Consider the following 14,823-nt stretch of genomic DNA (forward strand, 5'->3'; position numbering starts at 1 on the left):
TGATTGTGCACCCGATCGGCCGCCGGGAACATGGGGCGATTGCCTCAACTGTGCGGCGGAGCGGCCGGCACCAGCCCGTGCTGCAGCGCATACATGCTGGCGCCGATCCGGTTCGACACGCCGATCTTGGCGTAGGTCCGCTCGACATGGTTGCGGGCGGTTTTCTCGCTGATCACCAGCGCGGCGGCGATCTCCTTGTTGGAGGCGCCGCGCGCGACGTGCCCCAGCACCTCGATCTCCCTGGGGGTCAGCCCGTCGGGGCGCGGGTTGGGCCGCGGCCCGACGGGCTGACCGGCGGCGTGCAGCACCGCTTCGGCGGCGACCGGGTCGAGCTCGCCGCAGCGCACCCGCCCGCGCAGCCGTCGGGCGGCCTCCGCCTCCGACAGCTGCTCCCGGTACGGCCGCGGCTCGCGGCCCGACTGGTAACACACGGCGGCGGCCAGGATGCGGTCCGGCATGCCCAGCGCCGAGCCGGCCAGGCCGCGGGGATAGCCCGAGCCGTCGAGGCATTCGTGATGATTGCCGGCCACCTCGGCCAGCCGCCGCAGCCCGGGAACCTGGTCGAGGATGCGCACCGTCAGATACGGATGCAGCCGGACCCGCTCGAACTGCGATCCGCTCAACGGCCCCGGCCGCGACCAGATTTGGTTCGACACCCCGATGCGGCCCAGGTCGTGGACATGGCCGGCGCGCCGGGTCAGCGCCACCGCGTCGGCGTCCAACCCGGCGGCCCGCGCGGCTTGCCCCGCGAGCCGGGCCACCGCGCGCGAATGCCCAAGTGTGAACGGGCATTTCAGGTCGACGAAGTCGCCCAGCGCGACGAGTGCCGCGTCCAGCGACTGTTCGTCCACCCGGTGGCGGTCGGGCGCCTCGCGCAACGCGGCCGCCCACGCGTCGCCGGTCTGCGGGCCGGCCAGGATCGCGTCGGCGTCCCGCAGAAAGACGTCCGCGATCCCGGGGTCGAACTGGCCGCCGCGCCGGGCGCCGACCATGGCCACCGCCCCGGCCACGCCGTAGCTGCGGTGGTGCACCTCGACCATGTCGGCCAGCTGCGCGATGCGCATCTGGATCGGGATGTCCTCACCGCGGGCACCGGTGGGCAGCCCGCCGCCGTCGTAGCGCTCGAAGGTGTAGGCGAGCGCGGCTTGTACGTTGGGGCCCAAGCCGATTCGATCGGCCAGCAGGGCCGCCGACGCGCAGTGCGAGTGGATCAACCGGGAGATGTGACCGCGCGCGTTGGCGAACAGCGTGGCCATCACGCTCAGCCGGTGCGCCAACGGCTGGCCGCGGCCGACGTTGCTGGCCAGGAACCGCAGGTACGGAATGCCGGACCAGTCCACCAGATACGAGTCGTGGCGCACGGCGATGTCGTCGCCGAACCACCGGGCGTACTCGTGCGAATCCGCGTGGCAGCCGATCCACATGACCAGGGTGGTGTAGTACACACAGTCGCGCTGCTGCCGGCTGAGCCCGAGCCGGTCGCAGAGTCGGGTCGCGATGAGCGCCGCCCGCAACATGTGCTCGGCGGGCTGGCCGAGGCCGAGGTCGATCGCCACCGACAGCGCCGCCAGCAGCTCCGCCCGCGTCGGGAGAACGGCCTGCGCCATGAGCATCATTGTGCCCAGCCGATCGGCGCGGGGTCACCCGATTGCGACGGTGCGCGGCGCGGCGTGATGACGGCCCGGGTCGAAGTTCTCGAAATGCCCGCCGCCGACCGCGAACACCCCGCGCTGCGGGGGCCGGAAACCGGCCAGCCGGGCCTGGCGTCGCAGCGGCCCGACCGGTCCCAGGTCCGCGCCGTCCAGCACCGCCCGGGAGTGGTGCACCGCCCACACCCGCGCGGGCGCGAGCATGAAGCGCTGACCGTTGGGCACCGTTCCGCAGAGCCGGACCCGGCCGGCCCGCAGCAGCGGGCCGGCCGCGCGACCGAGCACGGCCAGCACGGCCCGGCTGGTCCACGCCCGCTGCGGCAGCCGCGCGCCGAGCGCACTCATCAGCCGGGTGGCGACGGTGGCCCGCAGGTCGATGCGCCAGGCGAGCAGTCCCGGGATCTCGACGAGCAGCGACCACGGGGTGACCCAGGCGACGTCGATGTCGCATTGGACCGCGTCGCGGGCGGTCGCCGCGCCGAAGTAGCGGGCACAGCTCTGCGGGCCGGGGGTGGTGGCGTAGAAGGTCCACACCCCGTCGCGGTCGCGGTGCCACACCGAGCGGTAGCCGGGCGAGAACGAGGTCGCCGGAAACTGCCGCAGCGCCAGGTAATGCCCGCTGCCGAAGGGCAGCCCCATCACGCCGAAACCGACGAACCGTTCGTCGTCTCCGGCGGGCAGGGCCGGGTCATCCAGGACGGCCGTCGCGGCGTCGAGAGGGGTGCGTGTCGTGGTCATGCATGCATGGTGGGCGCCGACACCGCCGCCGCGCATGGGGCGAATGCCTCAACTCGGCACAGGGCGTGCGGTGGCAGCGCCCGCGGCGGCCCGGCGCGCCCGCCTCCCCGGCCCACGCTCGCCTGCCCCGGCCCGCGTCCGCCTCCCCGGCCCACGCCCGCCGAGCGTGAAGTTAGGTGCACGCTCGGCGCCGAGCGTGAAGTTAACTTCACGCTCGAGCGGAGGGGGTCGCGACTGGCCGCGCGGAGGCGGCTAAATCCGGACGAAAGGCTAGCGGCGCTTCACCGATTTGGGGGGCTTGGCGCCGCGGCCCTGCTGGCGCGCGGCGGCGCGCCGCTCACGACGGCTGGCGCCGGCGGGCACCCCGGCCGGCGTCTTGGCGTCGCCGCCGTTGCGCTGCACCTGCGCCGAGCCGTCCTCGGACGGGCCGGAGTAGGTCATCGCCGGCGCTTCGTTGTCAATTCCCTTGGCGCGCAACTGCGTTGGGGCTTCGTCACGTGCGGCCGTCGCGGTGCCGCCCTGTTCGGCCGGCGCCCCCAGCTCGGCCAGCCCCTCGGGCGTCTGCACCGGCGCCACTTGCGGGGCGGGCACCGCCTCGACGGTGACATTGAACAGGAAGCCGACCGACTCCTCCTTCATGCCGTCGAGCATGGCCATGAACATGTCGTAGCCCTCGCGCTGGTACTCCACCAGCGGGTCGCGCTGCGCCATGGCGCGCAGGCCGATGCCCTCCTTGAGGTAGTCCATCTCGTAGAGGTGCTCGCGCCACTTGCGGTCGATGACGTTGAGCAGCACGTTGCGCTCCAGCTGGCGCATCGCGCCCTCGCCCGCGATCTCCTCCAGCTCGGCTTCCCTTGCGGCATAAGCACGTTCGGCGTCTTTGAGCAGCGCCTCCAGCAGCTCCTCGCGGGTGAGGTCGTCGAAGCCGCCGTCGGCGTCCCGGCGGGTGAGCGTGGCATGGTCGATGCCGACCGGATACAGCGTCTTCAACGCCGTCCACAACGCGTCCAGGTCCCAATCCTCGGCGTAGCCCTCGGCCGTCGCGCCGTTGACATAGGCGGTGACCACGTCGCGGACCATCTCGAGGGCCTGCTCCTTGAGGTTCTCGCCTTCCAGGATGCGGCGGCGCTCGGCGTAGATCACCTTGCGCTGCTGGTTCATCACCTCGTCGTACTTGAGGACGTTCTTTCTGACCTCGAAGTTCTGCTGCTCGACCTGGGTCTGGGCGCTCTTGATCGCCCGGGTCACCATCTTGGCCTCGATGGGGACGTCGTCGGGCAGGTTGAGCCGGTTGAGCATCACCTCCAGCGCGGCGCCGTTGAACCGGCGCATCAGCTCGTCGCCCAGCGACAGGTAGAACCGCGACTCGCCCGGGTCGCCCTGACGCCCGGAGCGGCCGCGCAGCTGGTTGTCGATGCGGCGCGACTCGTGCCGCTCGGTGCCCAGCACGTACAGGCCGCCGGCCTCGATCACTTCCTTGGCCTCGGCGGCGGCCTCGGCCTTGACCTTGGGCAGTTCCTCGTGCCAGGCCGCCTCGTACTCGTCGGGCGTCTCGACCGGGTCCAGGCCGCGCTCGCGCAACCGCTGGTCGGTGAGGAAGTCGACGTTGCCGCCCAGCACGATGTCGGTGCCGCGGCCGGCCATGTTGGTGGCCACCGTGACGCCGCCGCGCCGGCCGGCCACCGCGACGATTCCGGCCTCCTGCTCGTGGTACTTGGCGTTGAGCACGTTGTGCGGGATGCGCCGCTTCTGGAACTGGCGCGACAGGTACTCCGAGCGCTCGACGCTGGTGGTGCCGATCAGCACCGGCTGGCCCTTCTGGTAGCGCTCGACCACGTCGTCGACCACCGCGATGTACTTGGCTTCCTCGGTCTTGTAGATCAGGTCGGACTGGTCGGTGCGGATCATCGGCTTGTTGGTCGGGATCGGCACCACGCCGAGCTTGTAGATCTCGTGCAGCTCGGCCGCCTCGGTCTGGGCGGTGCCGGTCATGCCGGACAGCTTGTCGTAGAGCCGGAAGTAGTTCTGCAGCGTGATGGTGGCCAGCGTCTGGTTCTCGGCCTTGATCTCGACGTGCTCCTTGGCCTCGATGGCCTGGTGCATGCCCTCGTTGTAGCGGCGGCCGTACAGGACGCGACCGGTGAACTCGTCGACGATGAGCACCTCGCCGTCGCGCACGATGTAGTCCTTGTCGCGGTGGAACAGCTCCTTGGCCTTCAGCGCGTTGTTGAGGTAGCTGACCAGCGGCGAGTTGGCCGCCTCGTAGAGGTTGTCGATGCCGAGCTGGTCCTCGACGAACTCCACCCCCAGCTCGTGCACGCCGACGGTGCGCTTGCGCAGATCCACCTCGTAGTGGACGTCCTTTTCCATCAGCGGGGCGAGCCGGGCGAACTCGAGGTACCAGTTGGAGGCGCCGTCGGCCGGCCCGGAGATGATCAGCGGGGTGCGGGCCTCGTCGATCAGGATCGAGTCGACCTCGTCGACGATCGCGAAGTTGTGCCCGCGCTGCACCAGGTCGTCGAGCGAGTGCGCCATGTTGTCGCGCAGGTAGTCGAAGCCGAACTCGTTGTTGGTGCCGTAGGTGATGTCGGCGTTGTAGGCGACCCGGCGCTCGTCGGGCGTCATCTGGGCGAGAATCACCCCGACGTCCAGGCCCAGGAAGCGGTGCACCCGGCCCATCCACTCGCTGTCGCGTTTGGCCAGGTAGTCGTTGACGGTGACGACGTGCACGCCCTTGCCGCCGATGCCGTTGAGGTAGGCGGGCAGCACCGAGGTCAGCGTCTTGCCCTCACCGGTCTTCATCTCGGCGACGTTGCCGAAGTGCAGCGCCGCCGCGCCCATCACCTGCACGTCGAACGGGCGCTGGTCGAGCACCCGCCAGGCCGCCTCCCGGGCCACCGCGAACGCCTCGGGCAGCAGGTCGTCGAGGCTCTCGCCGTCGGCGTGCCGCTTCTTGAACTCGTCGGTCTTGGCCCGCAACTCGGCGTCGGTGAGCTTTTCGACCTCGTCGGACAAGGTGTTGACGTAGTCAGCCACCCGCTTGAGACGCTTGAGCATGCGACCTTCGCCGAGGCGCAGCAACTTCGACAGCACGGTGTTGTCCTCTACGGTCTGATTGCCCGGCTCCTGCGCATCGCGCTGCGCGCTCTGCGTCGTCGTCGGGCCGGATCGGGGTCTTTGGCGACACCCATCCTAGGTGACGTCGCTCTTTGGACGCCGAACGTCGACTCGTGGTGCGGATTCGCCCGAAATCGCGCAATAAAGTCGACGTTCGGCGGACGACGGGATCAGTCAGGCCAGCCGGATCAGGCCATAGTCGTAGGCGTGCCGGCGGTAGACCACACAGGGCCGTTCGGTCTGCTTGTCCTGAAAGAGAAAGAAGTCGTGCCCGACGAGTTCCATTTCGTAGAGCGCGTCGTCGACCGTCATCGGGATGGCCGGGTGCTCCTTGGTGCGCACGATGCGCCCGGGCTCCCGGTCGAGCTCGGTGTCGGGCTCCACGCCGTCATGGTCGGCCGCCGGCTGCGGCTCGCTGGGCAGCGGCGCGCGCGGGGGCACCGCGGTGGCGGCGGCCAGCGAGACCGGGGTCTTGTCGCCGTAGTGCACCTTGCGGCGATCCTTGACGCGGCGCAGCCGGTTCTCCAGCTTGTCGACCGCGGACTCGAAGGCGGCGTAGAAGCTGTCGGCGCAGGCCTCCGCCCGGCTGACGGGGCCGCGGCCGCGGGCGGTGATCTCCACCCGTTGACAGGACTTGCGCTGCCGCCGGTTGGGCGCGTGCTTGAGTTCGACGTCGAAGAGATAGATCGAGCGGTCGAACCGCTCGAGGCGGGCGAGTTTTTGCGAGACGTACAGACGGTAGTGATCGGGGATTTCTACGTTGCGGCCCTTGAACACGACTTCGGCGGTGGCCGTCGGTTGGCCTTGCCCGTCGGTGCTGGGCGACGACTGGTCCAGAATCTGACCGGAATCCACGGATAGCCTTGACATACGTGACAACTCGTTTCTCTTTTCACGTCGCACGCGCCCTGCGTGCCCGGCTGATGTGATGCGCCGACGAGGTGAGAGCGGTTCGAGACTGGCTACCGCCGCAGGCTGCCCGCCGGAGCAAGGTGTCGATTACTCACCCCTTCCGCGTGGGTCTCAACCTGGAAATATCGCGACCAGTGAGTCGAACCAGAGTCGATGATGTTGTCCTCGACGTTAGCTCGTGTTCGGCTTCCGATGCCACTAATTTCGTCGAGCTGTTGCGTGTTCTTCACATCGCGATTCACGCCGCCGCGATCGCCAGCACGGCGGCGACCCGGGCCCCCGCCGCGTGCAGGACGCGCACCGACTCGCGCGCCGTCGCCCCGGTGGTGACGACGTCGTCGACGACGAGGACGTCGGCGCCCGGCAGCGGCGCGGGCCGGCCGCGCAGCACCACCCGGCCGGCGATGTTGCGTTCCCGCTCGGCGGTGCCCAGCCCCACCGAGTCGCGGGTGAGCGCCCGGATCCGCAACATCGGGGCGACGGCGATGTCGGGATGGCGGGCCACCGCGGCGCGCGCCAGCCGGGTGATGGGATCGCCGCCGCGGCGGCGCGCGGCCGACCGTCGTGTGGGGGCGGGCACGACGATCAGCGGGGTGGCGACGATGCCCCAGCACAGCAGCCGATGCACCGCGACGGCCAGGGCGCCCGCCAGCGGCGCGACGAGGTCGGCGCGGCCGTGTTCCTTGAGCGCCAGGAGGGCGCGCCGCCGGGTGTTGGCATAGCGGCCGAGCGCGAACACCGGGACGCCTGGGTCGACGCGCGGGTTCACCACGTGCGGTTCGTCGGGTTTGACGACCAGCTCGGCCGCGCAGGCCGGGCACCAGCGGGTCGCGGGCGCCGCGCAGCCGCCGCATTCGGCCGGCAAGAACAGGTCGAGCATGCCGCCAGTGTGGCGGGCGGGGGTGACAGGTGGCGCCCGGCCTTGCGGCCGCGCTGGCGATCGCCGCTAGCCCGGCAGCACCGGCGCGGCGCCGGGCACCGTCAGCCCGGGCACCTCCGACCAGCCCTGCTGGCCGTCCGCCGACGGCGAATACTGCAGCACCCCTTGGGGACCCGCGACATAGGCGGTGGACGGGTTGGCCACCACCGTCGTCACCGGCATCTGCACACCGTGCGGCGGGGCGTCGGAGTTGACCCCGTCGAGGTTGACGTAGGAGACCGGGTGGCTGGGGTCGGTGCGGGTCACCACGATGTCGTCGCCGGTGCGCCAGGACAGCGACACCACCGAATTGCCCAGCCCGAAACCGAGCCGGCGCGGATACGTCAGGGCGTACTGGCCGGCCTGGGTCTGCTCGACGCTGGCCAGGATCACCTGGCCGCCGATCACCATCGCGGCGCGGGTGCTGTCCCGGGACAGCTGCAGGTCGGTGATCGGCCCCGGGAACCGGGTGGCCACCGCCACCGAGTCCACCGGCAGCCGGGCGGGCTGCCCGGACGCCGGCTCCTGAATTGCCCGCAGCACGTTGTTGCCGTCGACCACCACCCAGACCACGTCGTCCAGCGACCAGGTGGGCCGCGACAGGCTGTGCCCGTCGGCGGACTGCACCGCCTCGGCGCCCAGATCACCGATCCACAACGAGGCCGCCATGTCCGGGGCGCCGCGGTGCAGCGTCACCACCGACGCCACCTGGCGGCCGTTGCGCGACAGCGCGGCGCCGGTCTGATCGCCCATCCGCCCGAACGCCCCGGGCACCACGACGGTGTGCTGCCCGTCCAGCGACACCAGTGACCCGTTCACCAGGGCATGCAGCCCGGCACCCGCTCCGTCGGCGACGCCGGGGTCGGTGGCGGCCACGTCGGAGGTGGTCCAGCCGTCGCGGAACCGGTCGTCCAGCGGCGCGCCGTCGGCGTTTATCACGTACGGGCCCCGGATGTCGGCCCGGGCCAGGGTCCAAATGATCTGTGCCGCAACCAATTGCCTGCTGTGCGGATCGGTGGTGGACAGCTTCTCCAGGTCGATGCGCGCGCCGCCGTAGCCCCGTCCGATCCCGCTCTTGCCGCCGTCGGCCCGGGTCACCGGCCCGCGCAACCGCAGCGGCGGGGCCAGCAGATTGCGCACCGTGTGCGCCATCTCGGGCCGCGGCCCGGCGATCAGCTTGGAGACCAGCTCGGTGGCCAGCTGATCGTGGTCGGGCACCGCGACGTAGCGCGGATCGGGCACCACGGTCTTGCCGGTCGGGTCGGCGAAATACAGCGTGTTGCGCTTGTAGGTGGCCTGGAACTGCTGCCAGTCCAGGAAGACCCCGTTGGGCAGGCGGTCGATCCGCCAGCCGCCGGAGGTCTTGACCAACTCGATCGGCCCCGGGTCGGGCAGCACCCCCTCGGCGGTCTCGAACACCCCCATGTCCGACAGCGAACCCAGAATGTCGGCCCGCATGGTCGCCGAAACACGTTCGGCCGCACGGGTTTCCACGAACACGACGTGGTCAATCAGCAGCGCGCTGCCGGCGTCGTCCCAGGCGTTGGACGCCGACTGGGTGAGGAACTGGCGCGCCGCCAGATGCCGGTTCGCGGGATCGGCTGTGGCCTTGAGGAATTCGCGCAGCAACACGTCGGGGTCCATGCCCGGGGTGGGCTTGGGCAGGTTCGACGGCGCCGGCCGCTCGACGGTGCCGATGGCTTGCGGCGCCGACGAACTGGGCACCCCGGCGCAGCCGGCGAGCAGCACGGCCAGCATCAGCAGGCCCAGGAGCTTACGCCCCATCACAGCGACCTTTCGGCGTGCTCGCGTTGGCGCGCACGGTCTTTCGCGTGTTGCGGGCCGGTCGACGGGGACTGCCCACCGGACGGGGACGGCTGCGGGATCGGCTTCATCGGCAGCGGGCTGGTGGTCACCTTGTGGCCGCGGACCAGCGGCAGGGTGAGCCGGAAGCACGAGCCGACGCCCGGTTCGCCCCACGCCTCCAGCCGGCCCTGGTGCAGCCGGGCGTCCTCGATGCTGATCGCCAGGCCCAGGCCGGTGCCGCCGGAGCGGCGCACCCGCGACGGGTCCGCCCGCCAGAACCGGCTGAACACCAGCTTCTCCTCGCCGGGTCGCAACCCCACCCCGTAGTCGCGGACGGTGACCGCGACGGTGTCCTCGTCGGCGGCCATCCGGATCTTGACCGGCTTGTGCTCGGCGTGGTCGATGGCGTTGGCGATCAGGTTGCGCAAGATCCGCTCCACCCGGCGGGTGTCGACCTCGGCGATGACCTCCTCGGCCGGCAGCTCCACCTGTAGTTCGATGCCGGCATCCTCGGCCAGATGCCCCACGTTGCTCAGCGCGCTCTGCACCGTGCTGCGCAGGTCGACGGCCTCGACGGACAGCTCGGCGACCCCGGCGTCATGCCGGGAGATCTCCAGCAGGTCGTTGAGCAGCGACTCGAACCGGTCCAGCTCGTTGACCATCAGCTCGGTGGAGCGCGCCAGCGTCGGATCGAGGTCGGCGCTGTGGTCGTAGATCAGGTCGGCGGCCATGCGCACCGTGGTCAGCGGGGTGCGCAGCTCGTGGCTCACGTCGGAAGTGAAGCGGCGCTGCAGGTTTCCGAACTCCTCCAGTTGGGTGATCTGCCGCGACAGGCTCTCGGCCATGTCGTTGAACGACATCGCCAGCCGGGCCATGTCGTCCTCGCCGCGCACCGGCATCCGCTCGGACAGATGCCCCTCGGCGAACCGTTCGGCGATGCGCGATGCCGAACGCACCGGCACCACCACCTGCCGCGACACCAGCAGCGCGATCCCGGCCAGCAGCACCAGCAGCACGGCGCCCCCGGTGATCATAGTGCCGCGCACCAGCTGGATGGTGGCCTGTTCGTTCTTCAGCGGGAAGATCAGGTACAGCTCCAGGTTGGCCACTTGGGAAGAGGCCGGGCTGCCGACGATCAGCGCCGGCCCGGAGAACCCGTCGGTGTGCACGGTGGCGTACTGGTAGGACGCCTGCCCGGCCTTGACGAAGCCCCGCAGCGAAGCGGGCACCTGATCGACGGGGCCGGCCGTGGTGGCCGCGCGTGGGCCGTCGCCGGGCACCATCAGCACGGCGTCGAAGGTGCCGGCCGTCCCCGCCCCCGAGGCTGAATCGGTCTTAGATGTCAGCGTGTTGCGGGCCAGCTGCAGGCTGCTGTCCAGCGAGCGCGCCTCTTCGCCGTTGACGATCCCGCCGACCGTGGTGCGGGCCCGCTCGATCTGCTCGATGGCGGCCTTCACCTTGACGTCGAGCACGCGATTGGTGACCTGGGACGTCAGCACGAAGCCCAGCGCCAGGATGACCGCCAGGGACAGCCCCAGGGTCAGCGCCACCACACGCAGCTGCAGCGAGCGCCGCCAGGCCGTGCCCACCGCCCGGCTCACCGCGCCCATGCCGCGAGTCATCGGACCGGAGCGCCCCCAGCGGCTCCGCGTACGTCGCCGGGAGCCCCACATCATCAATGACGCCGCTCCTCAGCATCACTCCGTTCTGCATCTTCGCCGGCGCAGCCGGCGATCACGGAGGTCCGGCCTTGTAACCCACTCCTCGAACGGTCAACACCACGGTCGGGTTCTCAGGGTCTTTCTCGACCTTGGCCCGCAGACGCTGGACGTGCACGTTCACCAGGCGGGTGTCCGCCGGGTGCCGATAGCCCCACACCTGTTCGAGCAGCACATCACGAGTAAACACCTGCCGCGGTTTGCGCGCCAACGCCACCAGCAGGTCGAATTCCAGCGGGGTCAACGAGATCTGCTCGCCGTTGCGGGTGACCTTGTGCGCCGGCACGTCGATCTCCACGTCGGCGATGGACAGCATCTCGGCGGGTTCGTCGTCGTTGCGGCGCAGCCGCGCCCGCACCCGGGCCACCAGCTCCTTGGGCTTGAACGGCTTCATGATGTAGTCGTCGGCGCCCGACTCGAGGCCCAGGACCACGTCGACGGTGTCGGTCTTGGCGGTCAGCATCACGATCGGCACGCCGGAGTCGGCGCGCAGCACCCGGCACACGTCGATGCCGTTCATGCCCGGCAGCATCAGGTCCAACAGGACCAGGTCGGGGCGCAGCTCGCGCACCGCGGTCAGGGCCTGGGTGCCGTCACCGATGACCGCAGTGTCGAAACCCTCCCCACGCAGCACGATGGTGAGCATCTCGGCGAGCGAAGCGTCGTCATCGACGACGAGAATCCTTTGCCTCATGGAGTCCATGGTGTCACCAGATCGGGACAAAATTGGGGCGCCACACGGGCGTTTCTTCTCGGATACGGCCGAATCGTGACAAATCTGTGCTATTCGGCCGCCAAATCGGCGGCCAGCCGGGCCGGGTCGACGTCCGCGTCGACGACCCGCCAGGCACCGCCCCAGCCCGCGGCGGCCAGCTGCGCGTACACCGCGCCGGTGCGTTGCTGCAGCCCGTCGTCGCGTTCGTAGCTGTCCCGCGCGCGGCCCGGATCGGACTCGGCCCGGCTGCGCGCGCGCTCGGCGGCCAGCTCGGCCGAGACCGCCAGCAGCACCTGCCGGTCGGGTGCGGGCAGTTTCAGCCGCCCGTACTCCAGGGTGTGCACCCAGGCGACCGCGGGCCCGTCGGCGTCCTGGTGCAGGCGCGCGGCGGTGTAGGCCGCGTTGGAGGCGACGTAGCGGTCCATGATCACCACGTCGTGGTCGCGGCGCAGGCCCTCGATGTCGCCGACGGCCGCGGCCCGGTCCAGCGCGAAGAGCATCGCCATCGCGTACACCGACGACGCCAGGTCGCCGTGCTCGCCGTGCAGCGCCTCGGCCGCGATGTCGGCGGTCACCGAGCGCCCGTACCGCGGGAAGGCCAGCGTGGCCACCGACTGTCCCGCCGCCTCGAAGGCCTTGCGCAGACCCTCGGCCAGTGTCCGCTTGCCGGCGCCGTCGACGCCCTCGATCGCGATCAGCACGGCGCGAGCCTATCGGGCCGCCGAGCGTGAAGTTATCTTCACGCTCGGCGCCGAACGTGAACCTAAGTTCACGCTCGGGCCGCCGGCGCTGTGGCCGCCGGCGCCCGGCAGCGCGCTCAGTAGCGGTAGTGGTCGGCCTTGTACGGGCCGTCGACGTCGACGCCGATGTACTCGGCCTGCTCCTTGGTCAGCTTGGTCAGCTCGCCGCCCAGGGCCTCCACGTGGATGCGGGCCACCTTCTCGTCGAGGTGCTTGGGCAGCCGGTACACCTCGTTGTCGTACTCGTCGTTCTTGGTCCACAGCTCGATCTGGGCGATCACCTGGTTGGAGAAGCTGTTGCTCATCACGAACGACGGGTGCCCGGTGGCGTTGCCCAGGTTCAGCAGCCGGCCCTCGGAGAGCACGATGATCGACTTGCCGGTGTCCGGGAAGGTCCACAGGTCCACCTGCGGGCGGATGTTGGTCTTGATGGCGCCGGACTTCTCCAGCCGGGCGATCTGGATCTCGTTGTCGAAGTGGCCGATGTTGCCCAGGATGGCCTTGTCCTTCATCGCCTTCATGTGCTCGAGGGTGATGATGTCCTTGTTGCCGGTGGCGGTGATGACGATGTCGGCCTCGCCGATGACGTCCTCCACCCGCTTGACGTTGTAGCCCTCCATCAGCGCCTGCAGCGCGTTGATCGGGTCGATCTCGGTGACGGTCACCCGGGCGCCCTGCCCGGCCAGCGACTCCACACTGCCCTTGCCGACGTCGCCGTAGCCGCAGACCAGCACGTTCTTGCCGCCGATCAGCACGTCGGTGCCGCGGTTGATGCCGTCGATCAGCGAGTGCCGGCAGCCGTACTTGTTGTCGAACTTGCTCTTGGTGACCGAGTCGTTGACGTTGATCGCCGGGAACGCCAGATCACCGGCCGCGGCGAACTGGTACAGCCGCAGCACCCCGGTGGTGGTCTCCTCGGTGACGCCCTTGATCGACTCGGAGATCTTGGTCCACTTGGTCTTGTCGGTCTCGAAGCGCTCGCGCAGCAGGTTGAGGAACACCCGGTGCTCGGCGGAGTCGTCCTCGTCGTCGGGCGGCACCACGCCGGCCTTCTCGTACTGGGCGCCGCGCAGCACCAGCATGGTGGCGTCGCCGCCGTCGTCGAGGATCATGTTGGCCGGCGCCTCTGTCCCGTCCGCGAGCGGAGGCCAGGTCAGCGCCTGCTCCGCGGCCCACCAGTACTCCTCGAGCGTCTCGCCCTTCCACGCGAACACCGGCACGCCCCGGGGCTCCTCGGGGGTGCCGTGCGGGCCGACGACGACCGCCGCGGCGGCGTGGTCCTGGGTGGAGAAGATGTTGCAGGACGCCCAGCGCACCTCGGCGCCCAGCGCCACCAGCGTCTCGATCAGCACCGCGGTCTGCACGGTCATGTGCAGCGAGCCGGAGATGCGCGCGCCCTTGAGCGGCTGCACGTCGTGGTACTCCCGGCGCAGCGACATCAGACCGGGCATCTCCTGCTCCGAGAGCTCGATGTCGCGGCGCCCGTAGTCGGCCAGCGACAGATCGGCGACCTTGAACTCGATGCCGTTGCGAACGTCGGGGGTGAGCGCGTTTTCGGTCGTCGTCATGGGTTCTCTTCCTGTTCCTGCCGTCCGGGGATCACTGGGTAATTAGCTTAGGTATGTTCTTGCGCCACTGTAGTCGCGGGTCGGCGCCCCGCCGCGGCCAGGGAACGCTCACCCGACGTTGACGACGCCGTGCCGCTCGGCGAACGGCGTCATCAACCGGGCCAGATCGGCGGCCACGTCGTGGTCGGCCTCCGGCGGCATCGACACGTAGCTCAGCGCCAGCCGCACGATGGCGCGGGCCAGCACCCCGGCGTCCTCGTCGGTGGTGGACACCCAGGTGTGCGTCAGCGCCGAGGCCAGCCGGGCCGACGCGCGGGTGATGATGACCGCGCTGTCGGTGGTGATCAGCTGCAACAGGTCGGGCTTGGCGACGCCGGTGCGCAGCGAGGTCACCAGCGGGTCGGCCGCCGCGTCGGCGAAGAACCTGCGGAAGGCGTCCAGGAACGACTCGTAGATGTTGCCGACGTGGGCGTCCAGGGCCTCGTGGATGGTGTCGACCAGGCGGTCGGCCAGGCGCAGCGCGTACCCCTGCGCCAGGCCTTGCCGGGAGCCGAACTCGTTGTAGATGGTCTGACGGCTGATGCCGGCGGCCCCGGCCACGTCGGACAGCGTGATGGCCGACCAGTCCCGGGTCACCAGCAGATCCCGCATCGCATCCAGCACCGAGTCGCGCAGCAGGGCGCGCGACGCCTCGGCGTACGGCATCCGCTTCACAGCCGCGACAATATCGGGTTTGGGCATCGGGTTTCAGCCCGATCAGGGCCGCGCCACTTCCACCATCTCGAAGTCGCTTTTCGCCGCGCCGCAGTCCGGGCAGCTCCAGTCCTCCGGGATGTCGTCCCAGCGGGTGCCCGGGGCGATGCCGTCCTCCGGCCAGCCCTTGGCCTCGTCGTACTCGAATCCGCACTGCACGCAGACGAACAGCTTGTAGTCGCTCATCG

The 14,823-nt window shown here is 70.2% G+C and carries 12 protein-coding genes; all 12 read right to left on the reverse strand.

Features of this window, described 5'->3' with window-relative positions; genetic code table 11:
• Positions 1 to 44: 44 nt before the first annotated feature.
• Positions 45 to 1,616: an HD domain-containing phosphohydrolase gene (locus MAA44156_RS18140; RefSeq protein WP_009978728.1), complete on the reverse strand. Its 1,572-nt coding sequence runs from the start codon at positions 1,614 to 1,616 to the stop codon at positions 45 to 47.
• Between the two features lie 24 nt (positions 1,617 to 1,640).
• A complete protein-coding gene (locus MAA44156_RS18145) occupies positions 1,641 to 2,387 on the reverse strand; it encodes a hypothetical protein (RefSeq protein ID WP_065370802.1) in 747 nt (248 codons plus the stop codon).
• 270 nt (positions 2,388 to 2,657) lie between these two features.
• Positions 2,658 to 5,480 carry a preprotein translocase subunit SecA gene (secA, locus tag MAA44156_RS18150; protein ID WP_009978731.1) on the reverse strand — a complete coding sequence of 941 codons (2,823 nt, stop codon included), beginning with the start codon at positions 5,478 to 5,480 and terminating at the stop codon, positions 2,658 to 2,660.
• Positions 5,481 to 5,678: 198 nt separating this feature from the next.
• Positions 5,679 to 6,359, reverse strand: a complete 681-nt coding sequence (hpf, locus tag MAA44156_RS18155; protein WP_009978732.1) for a ribosome hibernation-promoting factor, HPF/YfiA family — start codon at positions 6,357 to 6,359, stop codon at positions 5,679 to 5,681.
• A 295-nt stretch (positions 6,360 to 6,654) separates the two neighbouring features.
• Positions 6,655 to 7,296 (reverse strand): ComF family protein, encoded by a 642-nt coding sequence (locus tag MAA44156_RS18160; protein WP_009978733.1) that lies wholly within the window; start codon positions 7,294 to 7,296, stop codon positions 6,655 to 6,657.
• Positions 7,297 to 7,362: 66 nt separating this feature from the next.
• A complete protein-coding gene (lpqB, locus tag MAA44156_RS18165; RefSeq protein WP_009978734.1) occupies positions 7,363 to 9,120 on the reverse strand; it encodes an MtrAB system accessory lipoprotein LpqB in 1,758 nt (585 codons plus the stop codon).
• Positions 9,120 to 10,817: an MtrAB system histidine kinase MtrB gene (gene mtrB, locus MAA44156_RS18170; protein WP_003878943.1), complete on the reverse strand. Its 1,698-nt coding sequence runs from the start codon at positions 10,815 to 10,817 to the stop codon at positions 9,120 to 9,122. Before mtrB ends, lpqB begins: the two co-directional genes overlap by 1 nt.
• A 58-nt stretch (positions 10,818 to 10,875) precedes the next feature.
• Positions 10,876 to 11,562 carry a two-component system response regulator MtrA gene (mtrA, locus tag MAA44156_RS18175; RefSeq protein ID WP_007168097.1) on the reverse strand — a complete coding sequence of 229 codons (687 nt, stop codon included), beginning with the start codon at positions 11,560 to 11,562 and terminating at the stop codon, positions 10,876 to 10,878.
• A gap of 80 nt (positions 11,563 to 11,642) precedes the next feature.
• Positions 11,643 to 12,275: a dTMP kinase gene (locus MAA44156_RS18180; protein WP_009978739.1), complete on the reverse strand. Its 633-nt coding sequence runs from the start codon at positions 12,273 to 12,275 to the stop codon at positions 11,643 to 11,645.
• Between the two features lie 116 nt (positions 12,276 to 12,391).
• The gene (ahcY, locus tag MAA44156_RS18185) at positions 12,392 to 13,882 is read right to left on the reverse strand and encodes an adenosylhomocysteinase (protein WP_003874564.1); all 1,491 of its coding nucleotides are present in this window, start codon (positions 13,880 to 13,882) and stop codon (positions 12,392 to 12,394) included.
• Positions 13,883 to 13,990: 108 nt separating this feature from the next.
• Positions 13,991 to 14,623, reverse strand: a complete 633-nt coding sequence (gene alkX / locus MAA44156_RS18190) for a TetR family transcriptional regulator AlkX (RefSeq protein ID WP_029248582.1) — start codon at positions 14,621 to 14,623, stop codon at positions 13,991 to 13,993.
• A 15-nt stretch (positions 14,624 to 14,638) separates the two neighbouring features.
• Complete coding sequence (locus MAA44156_RS18195) at positions 14,639 to 14,821, reverse strand: rubredoxin (RefSeq protein ID WP_009978741.1); 183 nt, start codon at positions 14,819 to 14,821, stop codon at positions 14,639 to 14,641.
• Positions 14,822 to 14,823 lie beyond the last annotated feature (2 nt).

Origin of the sequence: Mycobacterium avium subsp. avium, assembly GCF_009741445.1 — a bacterium.
Lineage (GTDB): Bacteria > Actinomycetota > Actinomycetes > Mycobacteriales > Mycobacteriaceae > Mycobacterium > Mycobacterium avium.

What these genes read in the sequence shown, in the direction of transcription:
- lpqB (WP_009978734.1), bottom strand. Translation starts at nt 9,120, where the DNA reads ATGGGGCGTAAGCTCCTGGGCCTGCTGATGCTGGCCGTGCTGCTCGCC.
- MAA44156_RS18160 (WP_009978733.1), bottom strand. Translation starts at nt 7,296, where the DNA reads ATGCTCGACCTGTTCTTGCCGGCCGAATGCGGCGGCTGCGCGGCGCCC.
- MAA44156_RS18140 (WP_009978728.1), bottom strand. Translation starts at nt 1,616, where the DNA reads ATGATGCTCATGGCGCAGGCCGTTCTCCCGACGCGGGCGGAGCTGCTG.
- alkX (WP_029248582.1), bottom strand. Translation starts at nt 14,623, where the DNA reads ATGCCCAAACCCGATATTGTCGCGGCTGTGAAGCGGATGCCGTACGCC.
- MAA44156_RS18195 (WP_009978741.1), bottom strand. Translation starts at nt 14,821, where the DNA reads ATGAGCGACTACAAGCTGTTCGTCTGCGTGCAGTGCGGATTCGAGTAC.
- mtrB (WP_003878943.1), bottom strand. Translation starts at nt 10,817, where the DNA reads ATGATGTGGGGCTCCCGGCGACGTACGCGGAGCCGCTGGGGGCGCTCC.
- ahcY (WP_003874564.1), bottom strand. Translation starts at nt 13,882, where the DNA reads ATGACGACGACCGAAAACGCGCTCACCCCCGACGTTCGCAACGGCATC.
- MAA44156_RS18145 (WP_065370802.1), bottom strand. Translation starts at nt 2,387, where the DNA reads ATGACCACGACACGCACCCCTCTCGACGCCGCGACGGCCGTCCTGGAT.
- mtrA (WP_007168097.1), bottom strand. Translation starts at nt 11,562, where the DNA reads ATGGACTCCATGAGGCAAAGGATTCTCGTCGTCGATGACGACGCTTCG.